10 protein-coding genes and 2 pseudogenes are annotated in these 20,227 nt (G+C 61.3%); 6 read left to right on the top strand and 6 right to left on the bottom strand.

Features of this window, described 5'->3' with window-relative positions:
* Positions 1 to 47 precede the first annotated feature (47 nt).
* The 4 genes and pseudogenes from C662_RS20720 to C662_RS01265 all read right to left on the bottom strand — a co-directional run.
* Positions 48 to 1,121 (bottom strand): annotated as a pseudogene (locus C662_RS20720) (Eco57I restriction-modification methylase domain-containing protein); the annotation flags it as partial.
* Positions 1,122 to 2,402: 1,281 nt separating this feature from the next.
* Entirely contained in the window at positions 2,403 to 5,189 is a 2,787-nt protein-coding gene (locus C662_RS01270) for a helicase-related protein (protein WP_002923874.1), read from the bottom strand.
* Positions 5,190 to 5,267: 78 nt separating this feature from the next.
* Positions 5,268 to 5,948 carry a hypothetical protein gene (locus C662_RS20215; protein ID WP_157354412.1) on the bottom strand — a complete coding sequence of 227 codons (681 nt, stop codon included), beginning with the start codon at positions 5,946 to 5,948 and terminating at the stop codon, positions 5,268 to 5,270.
* Positions 5,945 to 11,257: a DEAD/DEAH box helicase gene (locus tag C662_RS01265; protein ID WP_002923873.1), complete on the bottom strand. Its 5,313-nt coding sequence runs from the start codon at positions 11,255 to 11,257 to the stop codon at positions 5,945 to 5,947. Before C662_RS01265 ends, C662_RS20215 begins: the two co-directional genes overlap by 4 nt.
* Before the next feature lie 334 nt (positions 11,258 to 11,591).
* On the opposite strand from C662_RS01265, the gene C662_RS01260 reads away from it, so the two are divergent.
* The 5 genes from C662_RS01260 (at position 11,592) to C662_RS01240 (ending at position 14,936) form a co-directional block, all read left to right on the top strand.
* Entirely contained in the window at positions 11,592 to 11,876 is a 285-nt protein-coding gene (locus C662_RS01260; RefSeq protein ID WP_002923872.1) for a hypothetical protein, read from the top strand.
* A gap of 11 nt (positions 11,877 to 11,887) precedes the next feature.
* Complete coding sequence (locus C662_RS01255; protein ID WP_002923871.1) at positions 11,888 to 12,667, top strand: ADP-ribosylglycohydrolase family protein; 780 nt, start codon at positions 11,888 to 11,890, stop codon at positions 12,665 to 12,667.
* Between the two features lie 21 nt (positions 12,668 to 12,688).
* On the top strand, positions 12,689 to 13,654 hold the full coding sequence (locus C662_RS01250; RefSeq protein ID WP_002923869.1) for a helix-turn-helix transcriptional regulator: 966 nt from the start codon (positions 12,689 to 12,691) through the stop codon (positions 13,652 to 13,654).
* 88 nt (positions 13,655 to 13,742) lie between these two features.
* Positions 13,743 to 14,204, top strand: a complete 462-nt coding sequence (locus C662_RS01245) for a hypothetical protein (RefSeq protein WP_002923868.1) — start codon at positions 13,743 to 13,745, stop codon at positions 14,202 to 14,204.
* Positions 14,205 to 14,285: 81 nt separating this feature from the next.
* Positions 14,286 to 14,936 carry a HugZ family pyridoxamine 5'-phosphate oxidase gene (locus C662_RS01240; RefSeq protein WP_002923866.1) on the top strand — a complete coding sequence of 217 codons (651 nt, stop codon included), beginning with the start codon at positions 14,286 to 14,288 and terminating at the stop codon, positions 14,934 to 14,936.
* 293 nt (positions 14,937 to 15,229) lie between these two features.
* On the opposite strand, the gene C662_RS19720 is transcribed toward C662_RS01240, so the two are convergent.
* Positions 15,230 to 17,116, bottom strand: a complete 1,887-nt coding sequence (locus C662_RS19720) for a hypothetical protein (protein WP_002923863.1) — start codon at positions 17,114 to 17,116, stop codon at positions 15,230 to 15,232.
* A gap of 557 nt (positions 17,117 to 17,673) precedes the next feature.
* Here C662_RS19720 and C662_RS01230 point away from each other — a divergent pair.
* Positions 17,674 to 18,434 (top strand): annotated as a pseudogene (locus tag C662_RS01230) (transposase); the annotation flags it as partial.
* 359 nt (positions 18,435 to 18,793) lie between these two features.
* Here C662_RS01230 and C662_RS19715 read toward each other — a convergent pair.
* On the bottom strand, positions 18,794 to 20,209 hold the full coding sequence (locus tag C662_RS19715; protein ID WP_002923858.1) for a hypothetical protein: 1,416 nt from the start codon (positions 20,207 to 20,209) through the stop codon (positions 18,794 to 18,796).
* Between the last annotated feature and the right edge of the window lie 18 nt (positions 20,210 to 20,227).

Here is a 20,227-nt window from a genome sequence, read left to right as displayed (position 1 = left end):
GACGGCGCCCGAGTGGCAAAGAACTCCTGCGGGTCGAGTTGCAACATCTCCCACGGCGGATTACCGAGCAGCACATCGAAACCGCCCCTGGCCTTGACCTGAGGAAACGCCTGCCACCAGTGGAAGGCTTGCGCGGCGTGGGCGGCGGCATGGGCCGAGTCAGCGATGCCGGGGCGCGGGGCGTCGCCGTTCAACACCAGCCACAGGTCCTGACTGGTGGGCACGCGGGCTTCCGTCTCCGCCGACTTGGGCAGCACGAAGGCTGCGACGAAGATATCCGCCGCCAGCCGCGCCTTGGAGGCGGCGATGCTCGCTTCCAGCGCCGCATGGGCGGCGCGCTTGGCCTGCAGGGCTTCCAGGGTGTCGTCCGGCAGGGCCTCGAAGGCGGCGGCATCGATGTTTTCGCCCAGGTCCAGGCTCAGCATCCGGCTGGATTTTTCCTTCGCCTTGGCGATGCCCTTCACCGCGTCGCGGTTAGCCTTCTTGATGCGCTTGACCACCTCCTTGTGGTCACCGGACAGCGCATTGAAGGCCTTGTCCGGGATGCCGTCCTGCAGGATGGATTCATCGAGCACGCCGAGCAGTGCATCACCGCAGCGCAGGTGGGCGTCGAGGAAGGTGAGCGGCCGGTCGGGGGTGTAGGCCTCCAGCCACAGCGCGGTGCGGGCCAGTTCCACCGCCATCGGGTTCTTGTCCACGCCGTAGATGCAGTGCGCCACCACGTCGCGCAGGGCATGGCGGAAGTCCTGCTGGGTCGGGTTGCCTTCCGGCGCGCGCAGCAGGGCGACCTCGTCGGCGATGCGACGGGCGGCGGCGAGCAGGAAATGGCCGGAGCCGCAGGCGGGGTCACACACGGTGAGCGCGAGCAGCGCCTTGACCGGCTCCTGCGGGTGCTCGGCCAAGGTGCGGGCGATGACCGGCTCCAGCGCGCTCTTGATGAGCTCCTGCACCAGGCTGTCCGGAGTGTAGTAGGAGCCGGTGAGCTTGCGGGCATTGCCCTTGGTGCTGCCCTCTTCCTCGTCGCCGATGAAACCAAACTTGCGCGCGCCGCCGGCGAGCGTGAGCTGGGGCACGAGCTCGAGCAGGCTTTCGTACACGCTGCCGAGCTCCTCGGAATCCATGTCGCGGTAGTTCACCCGCGAGAGCGCCGCGCCATCGCGGAAGAAGCACAGGCTGAAGAGCGCCGAAAGCAGCGCCTGATTCTCGATCAGCGCGGCGTCGAGGTCCGGGCACTGGGCGGCCTCGAACAGGCCACCGAGCGCCGGCAGGCCGAGCGCGGGCTGGCCGCGGCCGAGACCGTCGAAGGTGATGCCGAGCACCTGCCATAGGTCGGCGTGGCGGTCGTAGCTGCGGCGGCGGGCGGCAAGCTGGCGCAGGCGGGTGAGGCTGTAGCCGGCGCGATAACGCTCACGGGCCTCCGGCGTGGCGTCGGGCGCAAAGACCAACTCGCGGTCTTCGATGGTGGCGAGGAAGATGAAGCGGTAGATGAGGCGCAGCAGCTGCTCGAAGTAGGCCTGGGTGCCGAGTTCGCCGGCTTCGATGCGGCGGCGCAGCTCGGCGTTGTCCTTGTGGGCGAGAAAGCCAGTGCCGAGGGCGCGCAAGGCTTCGGTGACGCCCACTCGCAAGCGGTCGCGGGCGCGGATGCCGTCTTCCTGCGCGGTGTTGCGCCAGCGCTCCAGCGCGCAGTCGGCGGGTTCGGCGCCAACCTTGCCGAAGCGGGAGGCATGGGCGAGCAGCCATAGGGCGGTGAAGTCCGGGTAGAGGCCCTCGTTGAAGATGGCTTCCAGGTCGGCCTCGATGTAGGCCGGGCGGGTGAGGCTGGGGTTGTCGCGCAGGATGCGTAATTTCAGGCCGTTGCTGACCACCGCCCACAGGCAATCGCTGCTGGCGTTGAGGTATTCCTGGGCGAGCAGGAAGGGCGAACGGCGGCGCACGCCATCGCCGTGGCGGGTACTGGGTTTGTCCAGCCCCTGGTCGTGGGCGGCGAAAACCAGCGGTACCCTGCCCTCGCCGGCTGCGAAGCCTATCGGGAAGATGCGCTCATCGAGCGAGACTTGCCCCACCGGGCGCATGTCTGCAAAGCCCAGAACCTGGCGCCAGAAGGGTTCGAGGAAGTCACGCACCGTAACCGCGTGGCTATCCACGTCCGACCGTTCCCGCCTGGCCGAGAAGTCCTGCCAGAGATTTTGGGCAATCTTCCAGTAGCGACCGACTTCATCTCGAAGCTTGAGACCGCGGGGGATGTCGTAGTCGGTTTCGTTCTGGTCGGACTTCGCGTCCAGGTGGGCGACCTTGTTGAGGAAGTCCGGTGCGAGCAGCGCGCCTTCGATAGACAGGGCAGCAAAGGCGAGTTCGTGGTTGTTACGGCGAGCCATCTTCTTGTCGATTCCTGTTTGCTGGCATCAGGCCGGGATGAGAACGAAGACACCCATGACGTCCACCGGCAGGCTGGGCGTGACCCGGTATTCACCGCGCGCATCGGACGCCACCCGCACACGGCGATGGTCTTCGAGCAGTTGCTGGGCGCGGGCACGGGCGAGCGATTCCAGCGTTGGCTGAAGCTCGGGGAGCTGCGTCAGCGCGCGCTGGATGTGCTGGTCGCGCAGCGGCGGCGGCATGTTGCGGGCGGGTTCGGCCGTCATCAGCGAGCGGGCGGCTGCGTCTGCCAGCGGAGTTGCTTCACTACCTGCTTCCAGACCGACCGTGAGCGTCTCCTCGCACAGCAAAAGGCGGGACTGACCCCGGTGGCTGACGGTGAGCTGGTGACGCAGGCGGACCAGCAGGACGGTGGTACGCGTCTCGACGGCCTCGGTGAAGATGGCCCCTGCCCTGGCGACGGCATCGAGTGCAGTGTCGGCCTCGACTGCAGCATCATCCAGCGCGGTTTCGAGCAGGTAGTCCGCCAGCACCGAGACGAGCGGATGGGTGCGATGGATGAACTGCGTGCCCGGCGCCGGCGGCTGATGGAAGTCGATGCGCAGCGTGCCCGAGAGCCCCTCGCCTTCTAGGCGCTCGCGCACTGCCGAGGGCAGGCTGGAGGCGTGAAGTTTCCAGTGCGTCACGCCGGCCTTGGTGGTCTCTTCCAGCGGGGCGCCGAGCTGCTGTGCGGCCCGTTTGACGAAGCGGGCCACATCGGCCTCGCCGCCGAGTACGGCCAGCGTCTTCTGCCATTCGGGCAGGACATCCTCGGGCTTGAGGCGGCGCTGAGCGAAAAGGGTGCGGTTCTTGGCAGCCTTTTCGCGCGCCGATGTCCACGCGGTGTCGATGGAATGCTCTGGGTCGCCGAAGTCGAGCCCCAGTTGCGGCATGCGGGTGGTCGTCGTGCCCTTGCGCAGCAGCACCGCGCCGACCAGGGCCTGGGTGAGTTTGCCCTCATCGTCGGGCATGGGCACCAGCACGCCGAGCTCCTTACGGATGCTTTCGGCCTTGCGCAGGATGACCTGCAGCACCGCACCATCGACCGGGTTGTCCTGACCGTAGAGCATGGTGGTACGCACCTCACGCGCCTTCTGGCCGAAGCGGTCCACACGGCCCTCTCGCTGCTCGTGGCGGGTGGGGTTCCACGACAGGTCGTAGTGCACCACTGCGGTGAAGAGGTTCTGCAGGTTGATACCTTCGGACAGGCAGTCGGTCGCGACCAGAATGCGCTGCTCGGCTTCGCCCATGGCTTCGACGGTGGCCTCCCGCTCGGCCGGTGCAAACTGGCCTGTTACCGGTGTTACCTGATGGTTGCGGAACACAGTGCGCAAATGCTCGGCCACATAATGCGCCGTGGCGATATAGCGGCAGAACACCACCGGTTGAAACCCGGACTCGGTGAGTTCCTTGAGGTGGTCGATGAGCTTCTTGAGCTTAGGGTCCTTGGATGGACCGGCGAGCCCCTCGGCACGCTCAATCAACTCGGTAAGACGGGCGCCATCTTCGGTGCGGGCACCGGGTTCGATGTCCTGAGTGGAGAGGTCATCCTCAACACCGTCGAGCACCCGCTCGCGGCCCTGCTCTTCTGCTTCCTCCAGCGTGAGTTCGACGGCCGAGGCGTCTGTGTCGTCAGTCTGCGCTGTGCCCTGCAGACGCGTCCTCAGCGCATTGACGGCGGCTGCCGGAGAGGATGAGATGCAGCGCAGCAAGGCGAGCGCAGCCCACCAGCTCATGCGCTGCTGCAGGAGTCCCTTTCCTTCGGCACGTTCGACCAGGTCACGGGCGTAGTCGAGCACCTCGTCGAACAGCCGCCCCCACTCGCCGGTGAGCTTGTAGGTGATTTCGGCCGAGAACCGCTCGGGAAAGACGTTGCGGTCATTCCACTCCTCGATGTCGGGACGGCGACGCTGCACGAAATGGTTAGCGAGCTGCTCGCGCAACGGACGACGGGCATCCGAAGGGATGTCCTTCAGTTCGCGGAATTCCGGGTGCAGCAGCCCAAGCAGGTTGTAGAAGGCCTCCTCGTCGCCTGAGTGGGGGGTCGCAGTGAGCAGCACCATGTGACGCGACGTGTCTTCAGCCAGCCCCTTCAGCAGGGTGTAGCGCTTCTGCTTGCCCTGGCCGCTGAAGGTGCAGGTGTGCGCTTCATCGACAATCACGCACTCCGGGCAGGCGCGTTGAAACTCGTCCCGGCGGCGGTCGGACTTGATGTAGTCCAGGCTGACCACGGTGAAGGGATAGGCCTCGAACACCGACTGATTGGCGGGCAAGCCGCGCTCCAGGCGGTTGGCGGTGGTGTTGCGCACGACCACAGCGTTGATGTGGAAGCGCTCCTTCAGCTCGCGCTGCCATTGCTCGCACAGGTGCGGCGGGCACAACACAGCCATGCGATTGATTTCGCCACGGTCAAGCAGTTCGCGGACGATGAGGGCCGCTTCGATGGTCTTACCGATACCCACGTCATCCGCAATCAGCAGGCGCACCACTTCCTGCTTGAGCGCCATCAGCAAGGGCACAAGCTGGTAGGCGCGAGGTTCAACGGCAATGTTGCCAAAGCTGCGGAACGGTCCTGCGCCGGTGCGCAGCTTGAGCTGCAGTGCATCACGCAGGAGTTGGCCAGCAGCGAAGTTTGATGCCTGCTCGGCTGTGGGCCAAGGGAATGTCGCTGGTCCTACCGGCCCAGGTTCGATGGGCAGATAGATAAGGGTAGCGTCGTCGTCGGTGGCGCCGAGTGGACGAAGATGGAGTGTGTCGCTTGAGGACTGCGGCAAGACAATCCACTCACGGCCGCGGGCAGAGACGAGGGAGCCAGGTTGAAACGTAGCTACGGACATCAAATCCATCCCTCCTTAGTGCCTCTTTCCGAGACCGGGCAATCCACCTTGGTAAACATGAACCCACGTATTCGACTGAGTTTCGCTGTTACATCCCACCTCTCGAGGACGGATATCTGAGGTTGGAACGTAATCAATCCCTTTGTGCATTGCTTCATGCTTGAGACCCTCTCCAAGAGGAATCCAATTTCCACAGATGGAGCATTTAAACTTCTTTTCTCGATGACTGAGGCCATCTGACAGGTTGTTCTCAGCCTTGCGCTTAGCCTTACGTTCAGCCTTCGGCGCCATAGTGGGCTTAGCTCTGGACTTGCTATCTCTCTTCTCAGCTTGCGCATCCTTACCAGACTTTCCCGCCGCTCGCAGGCCATCCGCACCATTCCGCCGATTTTCACCCGCTGCAATGGCTTTCTTTCGCAGCTCTTCCGCTCGAGCAAGAAACGAATCGACCGGTTTGATTCGCCCTTCTGCAATGAGCTGCTCTCGCAGAGTCGACGCACCAGCTCCAAACGAACGACTCTGCGTAAAGCCGGGATTGGTTACGTCGGTTTCACATACTTGACGAACTTCAGCACTTTCCTTCCGAACTTCCTCTTGACTACCTTTCCCTTCTTGGCGTAAACGGCCACTTTTTGATGCACTCGAAGCTCCGGCCAACCCAAGCGCTATTAGCTGCTCCCGAATGCTCTTTGTCATGATTGAACATCCTTCGATATCCCAAATAGCGCTGCATGAAGCTTAAAGATATCCGACCAGGCATCTGAATCCTTGGGGAACCTGACGACGAAATATCCCGCAGCCTCCAGACACGCATTGATAGCCGCATCCCTCTCCGCCTGAGCTTCGGCCGCATGATGAGGCCCATCAATGAAGATTACGGCCTTCCAGTCTTCATAGAAAAAGTCTGCTGACGCCTGACAGCGCTCGATGGTGTGCTGCCCCCTGTCTGGCAGCCGATAGCCATACTCACGGACATAGTTCAGCCACGCCTGCTCCAGAGAACTTCCGGAAACGCGTTCCAACTCACCGAGCTGCGCCTCGGCCGTACGACCGAAACTGCCAGCCTCACCCCTCGCGTGCGACAGCTGACACAGGATGTCGAGTACCTTGCCCTCGTTGTCGACGTCCTGCCGGTCGATATTCACGTGGTCAGGCTGGTTGTAGTAGGAGAGCAGGCACCGGTAGCAACCCGCCTCGCAGATGGGCTTGCCATCGGCGTCGAGCTCTTCGACCAATTGCGCTCGGCTCCAGACACCCGAATCAGGGCGGCGGAAGTGCATGATGGCCAGTGCTTCGCCTGCGACCCTGGCCAGCGCTTCAGGCTCGGTCGCCAGGCGGGTCAGCACCCCCGCTCCGCCTTCGGCAGATTCGTAGAACAGGATGGAACGGCGCAGGTCGGCCTTGGGCAGGGGTTCTGCCATCAGCTCACTCTCTTCAAGCTGATAGACCGCTTCGATGCCGCGCTTGAGGGCGTACTGCAGCGTCGCCATGGTCTTGATGTCGAGCTCTTCGAGCGGGCGCACGATGAGCACGTTACGGCGGTCTTCCACGTAGGGGACGATGCGCTGCGGCGGGGTCTTGTCTGGAGGGGTGTCGGCATCGGCCTCGCCAGACTCTTCCGCGCCACCGACCCAATGCCCGGTGACCGGGTTAATCATGAAGCCGAGGAGGCTCTTCTCCTTGCGGCGCCGCCAGCCCAGGTTCATACGCCACACGGTCGCAGCGGCGCCATACTGGAGTTCCAGCACCGGCGTGTCGCCTTCCTTCATCATTGCGTGCATGACCTGAAGGCGTCCGTCCTGTTCGCCGAACTGGATGGTGGTCTGCATCTCGTAACCCTGCCGGGTACGCTCTTCCTCGTTGGCGGTGATGCGCTCGGCCCGTTTGGTCGAGACGTTTTCGATGCGGTAGAGGTTCTGCACGGCAACGGAGTCGGCCAGCGGGGCGTTGCACGAAACGCAACGGTCGGCATCCCGCTGGTTGCGGAAGTGGCCGTAGCCACAAGCGGGGCAGATGCGCGCCACTTCGGTGCTGAGCTTGGCACCCACGGAAACCTGGTCTTCGGCGCCGACCGAAAGCATGGCGCGCACGACGCGGTACTGGCTACCTTCGTGGTAGATGAGGCTGTAGGGACCGAACTCGGACAGGGCCAAAAACCGCGGGCGCGAAAGGAAGTTCTCCCGACCAATCTTGCCTTTGCGCGCCGGGATGTAGGCCATCAGCGGCAGGCGCGGGAAGTTGTAGCCCGGCAGGAAGCCCTGGCTCGCCAGATAGCGGTAAGTGTAGAAGTCGGAGTTGGCCGAGCCGGACTCCTGCAGCAGCAGCGTCTGCTGGCGGAAGGCTTCGTCGTGGCGCTGCTTGGCATCTCGCCGGTCGCGTTCGCTCGCAGCTGGGTTGTTCATCACCTTCTGGTTGATTTCCATCTGCCGCTTGGTGGCGGCAAATAGGTCGCGCCAGCGGTCGAGTGCCTTATCAAAGGACTGGAAAGCGCGCCGGAACACCTCATCGGCAAAGGTTGGCGTATGCCAGGGGGCCTTCTCCTCGGTGAGTTCGTCCCTGAGCATGGCCAGGACACGCAGGCCACGCTCATGCGCACGCTTTTGCGGCGCATCCGCATCCATCTGGTACCGGTAGTCGTCGGTCAGCGGTGCGGCAGGGTCGTTCATATCGAGCAAACCGCGCACGCTGTTGTCGAGCTTTTTGCCGGTTTCCGCCAACCAGATGGCGTGCAGGTGGCTCTGGATGAGTTCGCGGTTGGCGAGGTCGAGCGTGGGTGGGTTGACCTGGCCATGGACCATGCGCACCGGGTCGCGGAAGAAATACTGGTCGTGCGGCGACTGTGCAGCGCAATAGGTGATGACTAGCGCAGGCTGCCCCGCGCGCCCTGCCCGGCCGCTGCGCTGCGCGTAGTTGGCCGGCGTGGGCGGGACATTTCGCATGTACACGGTGTTGAGCGAGGAGATATCGACGCCCAGTTCCATGGTCGGAGAGCAGAACAGCACCGGAAGCCACTCCAGCGGCTTGTTGTTCGCGGCCTGCCAATCGTCGCGGTCCTTCTGGGTGAAGCGGAAGCGAGCCTCGCGCTCCAGCCGTTCGTCCTGCTCGACCTGGGCGGTGTGTTCGCGCGCCTCGAAATCGAAAAGTCGATGCACCGGGTCCGCGAGCATGCCGGCGATATTGCCGTACAGGCTGCGGAAGAAGGCGTTGTCATCCGCGCTCTTCTTGCTCTTGCCCTCACCAAGCGTCCATAACAGGCCCGTGCCGTTGAGCTGGTAGCCGGTGATACCGAATTCAGTCTCTTCAGACACCACCAGACCATAGGACTTGGCTGCCTTGAGCAGCGCCCTGATGACCTCTTCGCATTGCTCGTCCTTGAGCTTGGCGGTGTGCTGGTTGTCGCTCTCGTCCGCTTCGCGCCAGTTGCTCGGGCGCTTCACTTCTCGGCCGAGCTTGGACCGGGCACTCCCAGAGACGAGATACTCGACGTTCCTGCGGTCCTCGTCACGGGGCTTGGCACCGACGATGAACCAGTTCGAAGAGATTGGATTCTCGTCCTCTGAAAAGCCCCAAGGCTCACGCAGGTTTGCATAACTGGAAGTCTTGAGGCGGTCCAGTTCACTGCGGTCGAGGTAGCGCGATGCAAGGCACAGCCCCTGGCGCATGGCATCGAAAAGCATGACCAGAAGCCGCTTGCGGACCTCGGGTGACGCCGCCTGCAAGGCAACCGGTGCCTCCGACCATTCCGCCGCGTCAGCGGCGAGGTCATCGAGGTCCTGGTACTCGATATGAACCAGGCCCAGCTGTTCCAGATTGGGGTTGTTGAAGCGCCACCCACGGCGCAGGTCGAAATACACGCGGTAGCCAAGGATGGCACGCATGATGTCCTGCACCTGGCGCCGGGCGTTGCCCTTGATATCGGGCTCCTGCATGTACTCGGCACGCACACCGGGGTCGTCGCGGTCGAAGCCAAGCGACTTGAATACAGCCTCGGCGATTTCGCCCTCGGTCAGGCTCCCGCCCGCCTTCTGAACCGCTGCGAAAAGCGCGGCCCGCTGCAGCAGCACCTGCAGGAAATCGTTGAAGTGGCCGACCTGCAGCGCTGCATCCTGGCGGTTGTCAGTGAAGCCCAGGACCTTCTTGGCCTCTTCCTTGAGCTGGTCATCTTCCTCGTAGAGATAACGCAGGGCGGACAGCGTGAGCATGGTGGTCGCCGAACTGCGCCCCTCGCCCGACAGGCCAGTGAGCCGCAGCGACTCCTTGCCTGCGGTCGGGTGCACAACGCCACAGCGCAGGCAAAAGCCGAAATTCCCCGGAATGTACCAACCGGTGGTGCCGTCGCTGGTATGACGACCTTCTGCATCGACCCGGACATGATGGGGCTGGCGCTTTTTGTAGTTAGAGCGCAGCTTCAGGTCGCCGTCCTTCTTGGGCTCCAGCCAGGTCTCAGGATAACGGTCGAGCGTGTCATTCCAGACGCCCGTCGTATCCGGCATGAAGTAGCCGTTCTTGACGTCTTCGTCCTCGTGGCTGCGCTCCTCGATGCTGCGCGGGTTGAACACCCGACCGCCCGAGTTATTCTCGTCCCAGACGGGGATGTACTCCTGCCCACACTCGCGGCAGAAATGCAGCGCAAAGAGCCGACGGGCACGGTCACCCGGGACGAATTGACTCCCTTCGAGCGTCAGGTAACGCCGCCCTGCTGGTTCGAGGGTGCCGTAAACCTTGCTGCCGCCTGAGATGAACTGGTGGAGCTTGAAGGCGAAAAGGCTGCGCCCGCCCTCGGAGGGCGGCTTGTCGGTGGTGCGGTAGGCGAGCAACAGGAAGTCCGCCAATACTGCTCTGGCCTGCTCGACATCGACGCCCGCATCCGCCGCCAGCTGGTCGGCGGCAGCATCGAGGGTGATGGGACGAGCACGACGCCACTTGCCTTCGTCGCGGGTCAGCCCCAACGTGAGCTCCACCCAGACAGCAAGCGGGTGTTGGGCGAGCGCCGTATAGGAGGCGGACTCCGGTACGCCAGCACGGATGGATTCCGCAAGTTGCGACTGCACATGCTCGACCAGCAACTGTTCCGGCGTGATCCGCTGCAAGGTTTCGGTGATGACACTGGCGGCTGTGATGCGGGTGCCGAACAAGCGACTGGCAACCTCGGCCACCTTCTCGTTCTTTGCCTGTTCGGTGCCTTCGGTGGCCATCGTCGCCGACGTGCCGATGCACTGCAGTTTATCGGCAAGCGCCTCGCGCACCCGGCGCACCAGCAGCGCAACATCCGCCCCTTGGCGGCCGCGGTAGGTGTGCAACTCATCTAGCACCAGGAAGCGCAGGCCCTTGGCGTTGCGAATGACCGCCTTGTCCTTGTCGTCCTGCCGCGTCATGAGCAGTTCGAGCATCATGAAGTTGGTGAGCAAGATGTCCGGCGGGTTCGCGGCCAGCCGCTGCCGCTCCTCGTCGCTTTCCTGGCCGGTGTAGCGGCCGTAGGACACGGGCGGATGGTCACCATAATCGCCCAAGAACTTGCCGAGTTCTTCAAGCTGGCTGTTGGCGAGCGCGTTCATCGGGTAGATGACGATGGCCCGGGTACGAGCGGTCGGGTCGACTGCCTTTGCCTTGAGGATAGCGTCGACGACGGGGATGAAGTAGGCCAACGACTTGCCCGAGCCGGTACCCGTGGTCAGGACATAGCTCTCGCGGCTCTGCGCGAATCCGATGGCCTCTTCCTGGTGTTTGAAGAGTGTGAGCGAGACGCCCATGCTCGACGCCGACTTGCCCGCACGGAAGATGCGGCCGCACTCCGGGTGGAGAGCGCCAGCCGCCACCAAGGCCTCAACGGTGCCGCCTGTCTTGAAGTTGGGATTGACCTGTACGAGCGGCGCGGGCCAGTAGCGGCCGGAGTTGTAGGCCTCATCGACGAAGGCCTTGATGTCCTCGGCGTGGATACGCGTAAAGCTGCGAGTAAACGCTGCGTAGTCACGAACCAACTTCCCACGAAACTCAAACACATCCATCTGGGCTACTCACTGTTCTCTTGCCACGACCAAGATACGTCCTCATGGCGGGTGGCGATTCGTTAGGAATCGCCTCGCTGTTGCGTTGGGATTCTACTTTCAGGACTCGAGTAGCTAACGACCAAAAGCACAGCTCACAAGGTTTTCGGTCACGCAAACCCCACAGATTTCATATGATGATGCCAAAAATCAAGCTCACCCGGTGAGCCACATACCGATGGGGGAAGCGTCGCCCGCTCTCCGAGATGGGCAATTCACCAAGGCACGACCAAGCTCACGCCATGAGCTACCCACTCGGGATAATGACTTCCATCATGTCCGCTGGAGGCCTGCCATGACTGGAACGACCCTGACTCACCACGCTGCTCGCCGTTTGCAGCAACGGGGTATCCCGGAAGACGTTCTACCGCTCCTGGTGCAGTTCGGAGCTCATGAGTACGACAAGCGTGGAGCGAAGCTCGTCTATCTGACCCACAAAAGCCGTGAGCGCATCAGGCGCAGGGTTGGCGCTGAGCATTACAGCCGCCTTGAGCCCGTCCTCGACATTTATGCCGTCGTCGACACCGAGGGCACGGTGGTGACGGTGGGTCACCGCACGCATCGCATCAATCGCAACTGAGGGGCTATGCAATGTTGGGAGCAGTGATTGGTGACATCGTGGGCTCGGTCTACGAGTGGAACAACGTCAAAACGAAGGCCTTCGGCCCTCTCTTTCACGAGAATGCCTTCTATACGGACGACACAATCTGCACGATTGCCGTAGCCGATGCGCTCGTGAATGACCGTCACCCCGGCGCCGCGCTCATGGACTGGGGGCGTCGGTACTTCGATAACGGCGGCTGGGGCGGCATGTTTTCGCGCTGGCTTGCTCGCGGCGAAGTGGAGCCTTACAACAGCTACGGCAACGGCGCAGCGATGCGCGTATCCCCTGCGGGGCTGCTTGCCAACTCCGTCGATGAGGCATTGGAGCTGGCCAAGGCTGTTACTGAGGTCACGCACAATCATCCAGAGGGCATCAAGGGCGGACAGGCGACTGCGCTTGCCATCTTCCTCGCTCGCCAGCGTGTCACCCCGGCGAACATCAAAGTCGCCATCACCGAGCGGTTCGGTTATGACCTTGAGCGCACACCCGACGACATACGGCCGACGTACCGCTTTAACGAGACCTGTCAGGAAACGGTTCCGCAGGCGCTTGTCTGCGCACTCACCGCGACCGACTTCGAGGACGCCATCCGCAGCGCCATCTCCATTGGCGGGGACAGCGACACGGTTGCCGCCATCACCGGCGGTGTCGCCGAAGCCCTCTTCGGTGTTCCCGAGGACCTCGCCGCCATCGGGTGGTCATATCTGCCGCAGGACATGCGTTTAACGCTTACCGTGTTATACCAAAAGGCAGGTATTCTCCTGTAGCCCTCTCGCACAGGAGACCTGATGGACCGGACCGAGCGCTTCTATCACATCGACCGTCTGCTCGATGAACGTCGAGTCGTCCCGGTCCAGGTCTTTCTTGAGGAGCTCGAGGTCTCCCTAGCGACGTTCAAGCGCGACCTCGAGTACCTGCGCGAGCGGTTCAATGCCCCCATCGTCTGGGACCGGGATGCAGGCGGCTACCGATTCGATGCCCCCTCCTCTGGCCCTCGGTACGAGTTACCGGGGCTCTGGTTCAACTCGTCGGAGGTGATTGCACTCCTGACGATGCAGCAGCTCCTCCGCAACCTCGAGCCCGGCCTGCTCGCCGAGCATGTCGAGCCCCTGCTTGCGCGACTGCAAACCATCCTGGGCGAAGGCAATGTCACTGTTGGCGACATCGAAAAGCGCATCCGCTTTCATCGCCAAGCTGCGCGCGTCCACGACGGGAAGCACTTCACCCTCGTTGCAACAGCGGTCCTTCAACGCAAGCGCCTGGTCATCGACCACTACGTCAAATCGCGTGACGAAACCATCACCCGCGAGGTCTCGCCCCAGCGGCTGACCTTCTATCGGGAGGCCTGGTACCTGGATGCCTGGTGTCATCTGCGCAATGAACTGCGCAGCTTTGCGCTGGATGCGATGAAGAAGGTGACGCTCTCCAAGGAGCCAGCCAAGGACGTCAGCGACAAGGAGATTGCGCGCATCCTCGATGGCGGCTATGGAATCTTCTCCGGCAAAGACCTCCAGTGGGCAGAACTGGAGTTCACCGCTGAACAAGCGCGTTGGGTGAGCCGGGAGACCTGGCACCAGAAGCAGCAGGGGCACTTTGAACCCGACGGCTCTTACCGTTTGAAGGTCCCGTTCAGCAACCCGACCGAGCTCATCATGGACATCCTCAGACATGTCCCTGCCGTGAAGGTCATATCGCCCCCGGAGCTGCGCGAGCAGGTCCGCACAATGTTGAAACGGGGGGTCGAGTCGATTTAGTAGCTCATCCGTTGAGCCACATCAGACTTACGATAGGTCCCAGAGGAACAACACCTGAGACCTCACTCGACGCTCACGGAGACCTGATATGACTGAAGCGACTTACTCCTCTACCAAAGGCGCACTGGAACGCGACCCGCGCACAGCCCCGTTCGGAATTTTCACTGGGGGCTCGTTTGTCCTGGACTCAGCCCGTGTCTTCATGTGGTTCGACTCGATACCCGAACTGGCGGAATTTCTTCTTGAAGAACAGCCCAAGGTCTATGAGTACGAGGAAAAGGACGCTGCGACCTACCGGGCCGCGATGACGCCCATCGTTGAGCAGTTGAAGGCCGAGGGCTTCAGTGAAACGCTACGAAACGAGCTGAACAAGGTGGCCAAGGTCGCCTATGTCGTTGACTGGTGGGGCCACTTCGACGAAATCGTGCAGGCGAAGACGGAATTCGCGCAAGGCATTGTCAGCGGCTTCCTCGATGCCGAGGCGCCGCGCGCCATCCAGCCTGACGAAATGGACGACTTCCTCGAGTACCTTTCGACGTGCGGATGCTAAAGATGTACTGAACGATGTCCGCGCCTACCCAGGCAGAGGGTAGACGCGGGCATCACGGGACGCCGCCTCCAAGACGCAAACATGAAAATCCCCATCGAACTGGCTATCGACCTTCTCCACCTGGCAACCGATGGGACACTCGCAACCCATTCGGAGACCGTCCCCGGATACCCATTCGCCACGGCCGTTCCTCACGTCCCTGATGAAGCACACCGGCCCGTTTTTTGCATCAGCCGCCTGGCCGAACACACGCGCAACATCCTCGCCGACGCTCGCGTGAGCTACGCCCTCACGCAGCCTGGCGCGGCCGATGTACAGACCGCCCCCCGGATGACGATTGTGGGCGATGTCGAACCGCTTGAGCCGAGTTCAGCTTTCGTCGAGCGTTTCCTGCGTTACTTTCCCGCCGCCGAACCGCTCCTGGCGCTCGATTTCAGCTTTTTCCGCTTGACGCCACGACGCGTGCGCTACATCGGCGGGGTCGGGAAAATGGGATGGCTCGAGGCCGCTGACTGGCACACGCTGGCCACGCTGGCTCCAGAAGAGGAACAACTTGCCCTGCGCGAACTTGTCGCGCCTCAGGGCAGGCGGCCACGCTTACTGGGCGTAGACCGTTACGGCATGGACATTGAAATCAGCGAGGAGCGGCAGCGCCATCGCTTCCCGAACGGCCCGCTCGCCACGCAAGATATCGAGACGACCGTCCAGCGCATGTTTTTAGCGCTTCCTTGATCTAACTCGCGCAGGGATCAAGCCGGGGAAGCGAACAGAAAACGCCAAGCGGTGGATAGCACGACGATTACGCTCGACATGCAGCGCCGTGTCGAACCACTGGAGCACTTGGTCAAGTACGGAACCGAAAGGCGGGTTCGCCAGGCGCTCCAAATCAACTCGAGGACTTCCCGATAGTCGCTATCGGCTCCTTGAGCTTGCGCTAAGAGAGTTGCCCGCGATCTGAGCCCACTCACGCCGGCCCCCCAAAGAGAAAACCCAGCGGATGGCTGGGCCTCACACCCCCCCTCACTTCAGATACGGGCGTAGTACTCCTTCAATGACTCCTGCGCGTAGCCTACCTTGTCTCGGCCCCGCAGATGCGCGTAATGGGCTTTGACCGTTTCCTCCTTGTCGTGGAGCGCAGCCGCAGCCAGACTCCAAGCGTTAGGGTTCTTTTTCAGGATGGCGGTACCTACGATGTACCTCAGGCCATGAGATCCGATGCCCGGGCAGTCCCACAAGAAGCGTTTCGTCAGGTAGAACACGCGACGGTTCAAGGACTTCCACGCCCCAATGTGACCTTCCGCTTTCTCGGTCATCGAGGACAGGAACACGAAAGGGACTTTGTCGGCATCAGGCAACATAGGGCGATACACGTGAAGGTATTGCTCGATCATCGGCCAGACGTTCGGCGTCACTGTGACATCGTAATCTTTGTCGGCCGCCGCTCCCTTCTGGTTCTTGAAAGCCTTCTTGTCAATCCAGATGTTCCAGCTTCCATCAGCCTTCTTGTACAGGTTCCCCGTGTTGTCCGGCTTGTAAGTCAAGAGCTTCAAATTCTTGGCCCGTAGCGGGTTCGACGTCATGAGCCGCATGAGCAACAGGTCACGGGCCCAAATTGCCTCCTCAACACCCCCTGTTACGGGCCTGCTGGCCGCCATTCGGGCCGTCATGTCGCCAATCGCTTCCAACGGCGCAGGAAGCTCAAGGATGTGCAAGATGGGTTGCATAGGCTCCCTCGACTGCTCGATCCCTCCACCGTTGAGGGTACGAGCCGTCTCGACTGACCACTCAAAGACCTCCCGACACGCTTCTTTCCAGTTTTCATGGCGGGAATGTTCAGGCAGGTGCGCATTAAGGGCCGGCATCTGAGTGAGATAGCCATGAGCCGGATGAGTAAGGGCTTTGACCTGTTTCAAAAAGTCCAGAATGCCGCTATGGATTTTGTCCCCAGCACGCTCAATCTTCCACGCCAGATAGCGGTGCCCCAAAGACTTGTGGGTGAGCCAAGCAAGGGTTTGCACATCATCAACGCTGAATCCGGCACCTCCGGACCCAGCGTCGCGACACATCCAACCCAAGTATGAGACAAGTAACTGCCACACAACACTTCCCGTCGGGACATACTTGTCTTTGACAAACAGATGTTGATTGCGGTCGGTTTTCCCTTGCGTAATGTATTCCGTTGTTCCCCAAGCACCCCGGGAATGCCGTTTCAGCAAAGGCAACTTTTCCGTTTTGTGAATGATCAAACCTCGCCACTCATTGGCAAGCTGTTCGGAAATCGTTTTCAACCGATATGGGTCTTTGGTGACGACTGCCAGACGCTCACGGTAGGGGATCGTCTGGAGTGAGGCCTCGTCGGCAGGCTTGTAGTAGTTGCGCCCATACGCCAAAGATACGAGAGCATTAGGTTCCATTGCGAAGAAGACCTCAATGCGACGAAGAGCCGGAAGAGCGCTTTGCTTCGGCTGGGCGCCTTTCAGCCAGTTACCAAAGGTACTTTTGGTGATGCTAAGGGCTTTTGCCAGCTGAGCCGGGGTCGTCTTGGCTTGCACGAGAATGTCTTTGAGAGCGAGCTGGAAAGGGGTGAACGCGTTCTTGGAAACGGCGTCCTGGTGGTCGAGTTGATTGACCAACGATGACCACCTCCCAAGTAAGGTTTTGCGGTTTGCGATGTAACCCGCCGAACGCCCTTCGGACTTCAGGTGCTCAACGTGCTTGGAGAGGCTACGGTAGTAGGAGGCCCGCAGCGTTGAACCAATGACGGAGTTTTCAGACAGGCCGTTTTGCTTCAGGAAGGCGTTGAGTGCCGATTTCAGGTTAGGAAGGGATGCAGCGCTTACGACGCCGTCGGTAACACGCTGCTGCATTCTTTCGGAGAGCTCAGCATAGGTGAGTGTGGCAATTGCAGACATTTTTTTCTTTCGTTTATCTGCCCGACGTATCTGAACATGCGTCCTCCGCGAGTAATTAAGTGAGACAGGTACGGTTAAATTAATCATCTTCATAACATCCTGTTTACCAATAACTATGTTTAGATCTTACACGACATCTCCTTGCCAAGAGTTATGCTCTGTAGTTCATTATTTCTGGCCTCGCGTACCAAATTCAGAGTCGGGCAACTGGTTGACTCGCAAAAAGGTATAGCGCGCCGAGCAGTCACAGAACACAAAACAAGATATAAAAAATAAACCCCTGTAAATGGGGATTTATTTAGAGATCACTGCGCATTACTCAGGCTCTGCACCAGACCGCCTCCATGACCAACGCCTCTGGGGAATCAACGTATTTCCCGTTGCGTCTCGACGAAGAAGGGACAGGTGCAGCTTCAGGTCCGTAGGAGGCTCCATGAGTATTAGAGGGCTCGCAGCAGCCAACGACCTCAATTCTGTCAGACGACTGAGCCCTACCGAGGCTGTGTAAAAACGGCCCATTGGCTATGATCTAGGCATTCTCAGCCAGGTATGACGCCATGAAGCGATTCGTAGAAGGACAGAGCCGCACGCAGGGGGCCCTGCTGCCCGAGACACTGGACGACTTCGTTGCCGAGGCTAATCCCGTCCGGGTCATCGATGTGTTCGTCGAAGAGCTCGATCTTCGCAAGTTGGGCTTCGCGGGGGTCGATCCAGCCGCGACTGGACGCCCCGCCTATCACCCAGGGGCGATGCTCAAGCTCTACATCTACGGTTACCTGAACCGGATCCAGTCGAGCCGCCGCCTGGAGCGCGAGGCACAGCGCAGCGCAACCTGGAGTTGATGTGGCTGCTGGGCCGTTTGACGCCCGAGTTCAAGACCATCGCCAACTTCCGCAAGGACAACCCGAAGGGGATCCGTGGCGTTTGTCGGCAGTTCGTAGTGCTGTTCCGGGAACTGGGGCTGTTCGCTGAGGCTGTGGTCGCCATTGACGGCAGCAAGTTCAAGGCCGTCAATAGCCGAGATCGAAACTTCACCAGCGCCAAACTGCAGTGGCGAATGCAGGAGATCGAGGCGAGCATCGAGCGTTACCTCGTTGAGATGGACAGCGCTGACCGGCAAGAGCCCGCCGTGGCCCAGGCGAAGAAGGAACGGCAGACCGACAAGATCACCACCCTGAAGGCTCGGATGAAGGAGCTCGAAGCGATTGGCGTCCAACTCGAGAACGCGCCTGACAAGCAAATCTCCCTGACAGATCCCGACGCCCGCTCCATGAATACTCGAGGCACGGGCATCGTCGGCTATAACGTCAAGACGGCCTGACCTGCCCCCGTCTTTGGTACCAGCGAGTGGTTAGCAGCATCCCATCTCGAGGAGGGTTGGCTTGAGCTGAAAGCACAGCCACCGAGCCGCCCCAGCCCCTCCTCGGCCGGAGCGCTCACCCGGGTCGCAGCGGAATTATGCGAAAGGGTAACCGTTCACCTGCATCACGAGTTTCCGGGATCGACCCGTTGCGGTCCTTCGCGCAGTCACCGGCTGAAAGCCTGGTGACAAAGTACAGCAGCCGTTCGTGGTGACAGGCTAAGGCTACCGGCAAATCGTTCCCCGCGGTCATCGAGACCGTGTCCGCCTTCTATCGGTATTTCGGCTAAAAGCAGAGAGCCTCGGCGACGGAGGCTTCAAGCCGTCAAATGACCTCCGTCTAGGCATCCTAAGGCGCACTCAGGAGGACTGACCGGCTCGGCGGCGGCGGAGGCCGTTAGCTCCCCGCCCAGTCGAAACGCGCGCGTCGGCCACCCCCTCGTTCCGTAGTCCGTGTGCCTTCCGTCGTATCCGATCAAAAGGAAAACGAGCCGGTAGTACAGGTCGAGGCAGACGTGGAAGCGATCTAGGTGTTCTTGCAGGGCCCTGTCGTCCTCTTCGAGGACGCTCCCGTGGGCGGCAGCGTTCCTGAGCCCCTTCCAGGCTTCGATGTGAGCCTCGCTTGCGACGCCCTCCGTCGCGAGTCGCCGCAAGGCGTCCTGAACCCTCGGATGCTTTGCGTTTCCCAAGCTCGACAGGACGCAGGCTAATGCCCGAGGGCCGAGCCCGGCCTTTTTCAAAATAGGCTTGGCTTCCTCGGCTTGCTTGACGAACTCGGGATCGACGTCCTTCTTGGAAAGCAGAGTCTTCTTCACCAGTCCCTCGAGGGCCACGGAAAGCACCAGCGAACTGTTCTCGATGTCGTTCTCGCGGGACCTGAGGATCCGATGCCAGTACCGATGCACCAAATCGCAGGCCCGCTCCCCACCCTCGTTCTCATCCGCGGCCTTCTCCATGAACCGTTCCAGAAACAGGTGGGCGTCCTCCGCTAAATCCCTTTGCGTCCTAATCGGAGCGAGCAGTTTCTCGGCGTCGGGCTCGTGAAGCCGGTTCAGCATCCTCGTCGTCTGCCGCTCGCCTTCGAAAATTGAAAGGCAAATAGGCTTCAGCCACCTCCCCATGAGAATGGACAGGCCGCGCAGGAACGCCTCGAGGCGGGGTTCGACCGGGGAATCCTCGCACTTGAAGGTCAACCACGCGCCGTCGTCCGTCTTGGCGATCCGCCACTCGAGGCGCCCTGTATTCCTTTCGAATCGGTCTACCGACCAGCCCCGCTCTCCCTTCTCGGTAACCGCGTGCCAGGGCAGCTCGATTTTTCTCGGAAGGAATGCCACCACCACCGGTCGCTCAACCGGCTTCGACCGCTCCTCCGTCTTCTCGAGAGTCCTCGGCCGCGCGCGCACGTAGGTTCCGGAACCGAAGTCCGTCTCGATTGATATCCGATTCGCCCTCCAGACCGTCCCGTAGGGATCCCTCCCCTCGAAGTCGTAGTACTGGGAGTCCGGAACCAACTCGCCCGGCGTCAGATCTCCGTTGAAATGGCGATTGAACGCCTCCGAATGGTCCACGGGAGCGGCGAACACTCTCAGGAGTATGGACTTGTCCTGCTCCTGCGTTAGGAGTCCCGGCCCTTCGTAGACAATCGGGTAGTCCAGTCCGCACTGTCGGAGCGCGCAATCCGACATGGGCATTTCAAAGTTGCCGGTTAAGAGGGATTTAACAATTCTTTCCATGTGCTGATTCCAAGAACC

Source organism: Thauera sp. 28 (assembly GCF_000310145.2).
In the GTDB taxonomy this organism is placed as follows: domain Bacteria; phylum Pseudomonadota; class Gammaproteobacteria; order Burkholderiales; family Rhodocyclaceae; genus Thauera; species Thauera mechernichensis.
This window is presented reverse-complemented; position numbering and strand designations above follow the sequence as displayed.

What these genes read in the sequence shown, in the direction of transcription:
- C662_RS20215 (WP_157354412.1), bottom strand. Translation starts at nt 5,948, where the DNA reads ATGACAAAGAGCATTCGGGAGCAGCTAATAGCGCTTGGGTTGGCCGGA.
- C662_RS01265 (WP_002923873.1), bottom strand. Translation starts at nt 11,257, where the DNA reads ATGGATGTGTTTGAGTTTCGTGGGAAGTTGGTTCGTGACTACGCAGCG.
- C662_RS01260 (WP_002923872.1), top strand. Translation starts at nt 11,592, where the DNA reads ATGACTGGAACGACCCTGACTCACCACGCTGCTCGCCGTTTGCAGCAA.
- C662_RS01255 (WP_002923871.1), top strand. Translation starts at nt 11,888, where the DNA reads ATGTTGGGAGCAGTGATTGGTGACATCGTGGGCTCGGTCTACGAGTGG.
- C662_RS01250 (WP_002923869.1), top strand. Translation starts at nt 12,689, where the DNA reads ATGGACCGGACCGAGCGCTTCTATCACATCGACCGTCTGCTCGATGAA.
- C662_RS01245 (WP_002923868.1), top strand. Translation starts at nt 13,743, where the DNA reads ATGACTGAAGCGACTTACTCCTCTACCAAAGGCGCACTGGAACGCGAC.
- C662_RS01240 (WP_002923866.1), top strand. Translation starts at nt 14,286, where the DNA reads ATGAAAATCCCCATCGAACTGGCTATCGACCTTCTCCACCTGGCAACC.
- C662_RS19720 (WP_002923863.1), bottom strand. Translation starts at nt 17,116, where the DNA reads ATGTCTGCAATTGCCACACTCACCTATGCTGAGCTCTCCGAAAGAATG.
- C662_RS19715 (WP_002923858.1), bottom strand. Translation starts at nt 20,209, where the DNA reads ATGGAAAGAATTGTTAAATCCCTCTTAACCGGCAACTTTGAAATGCCC.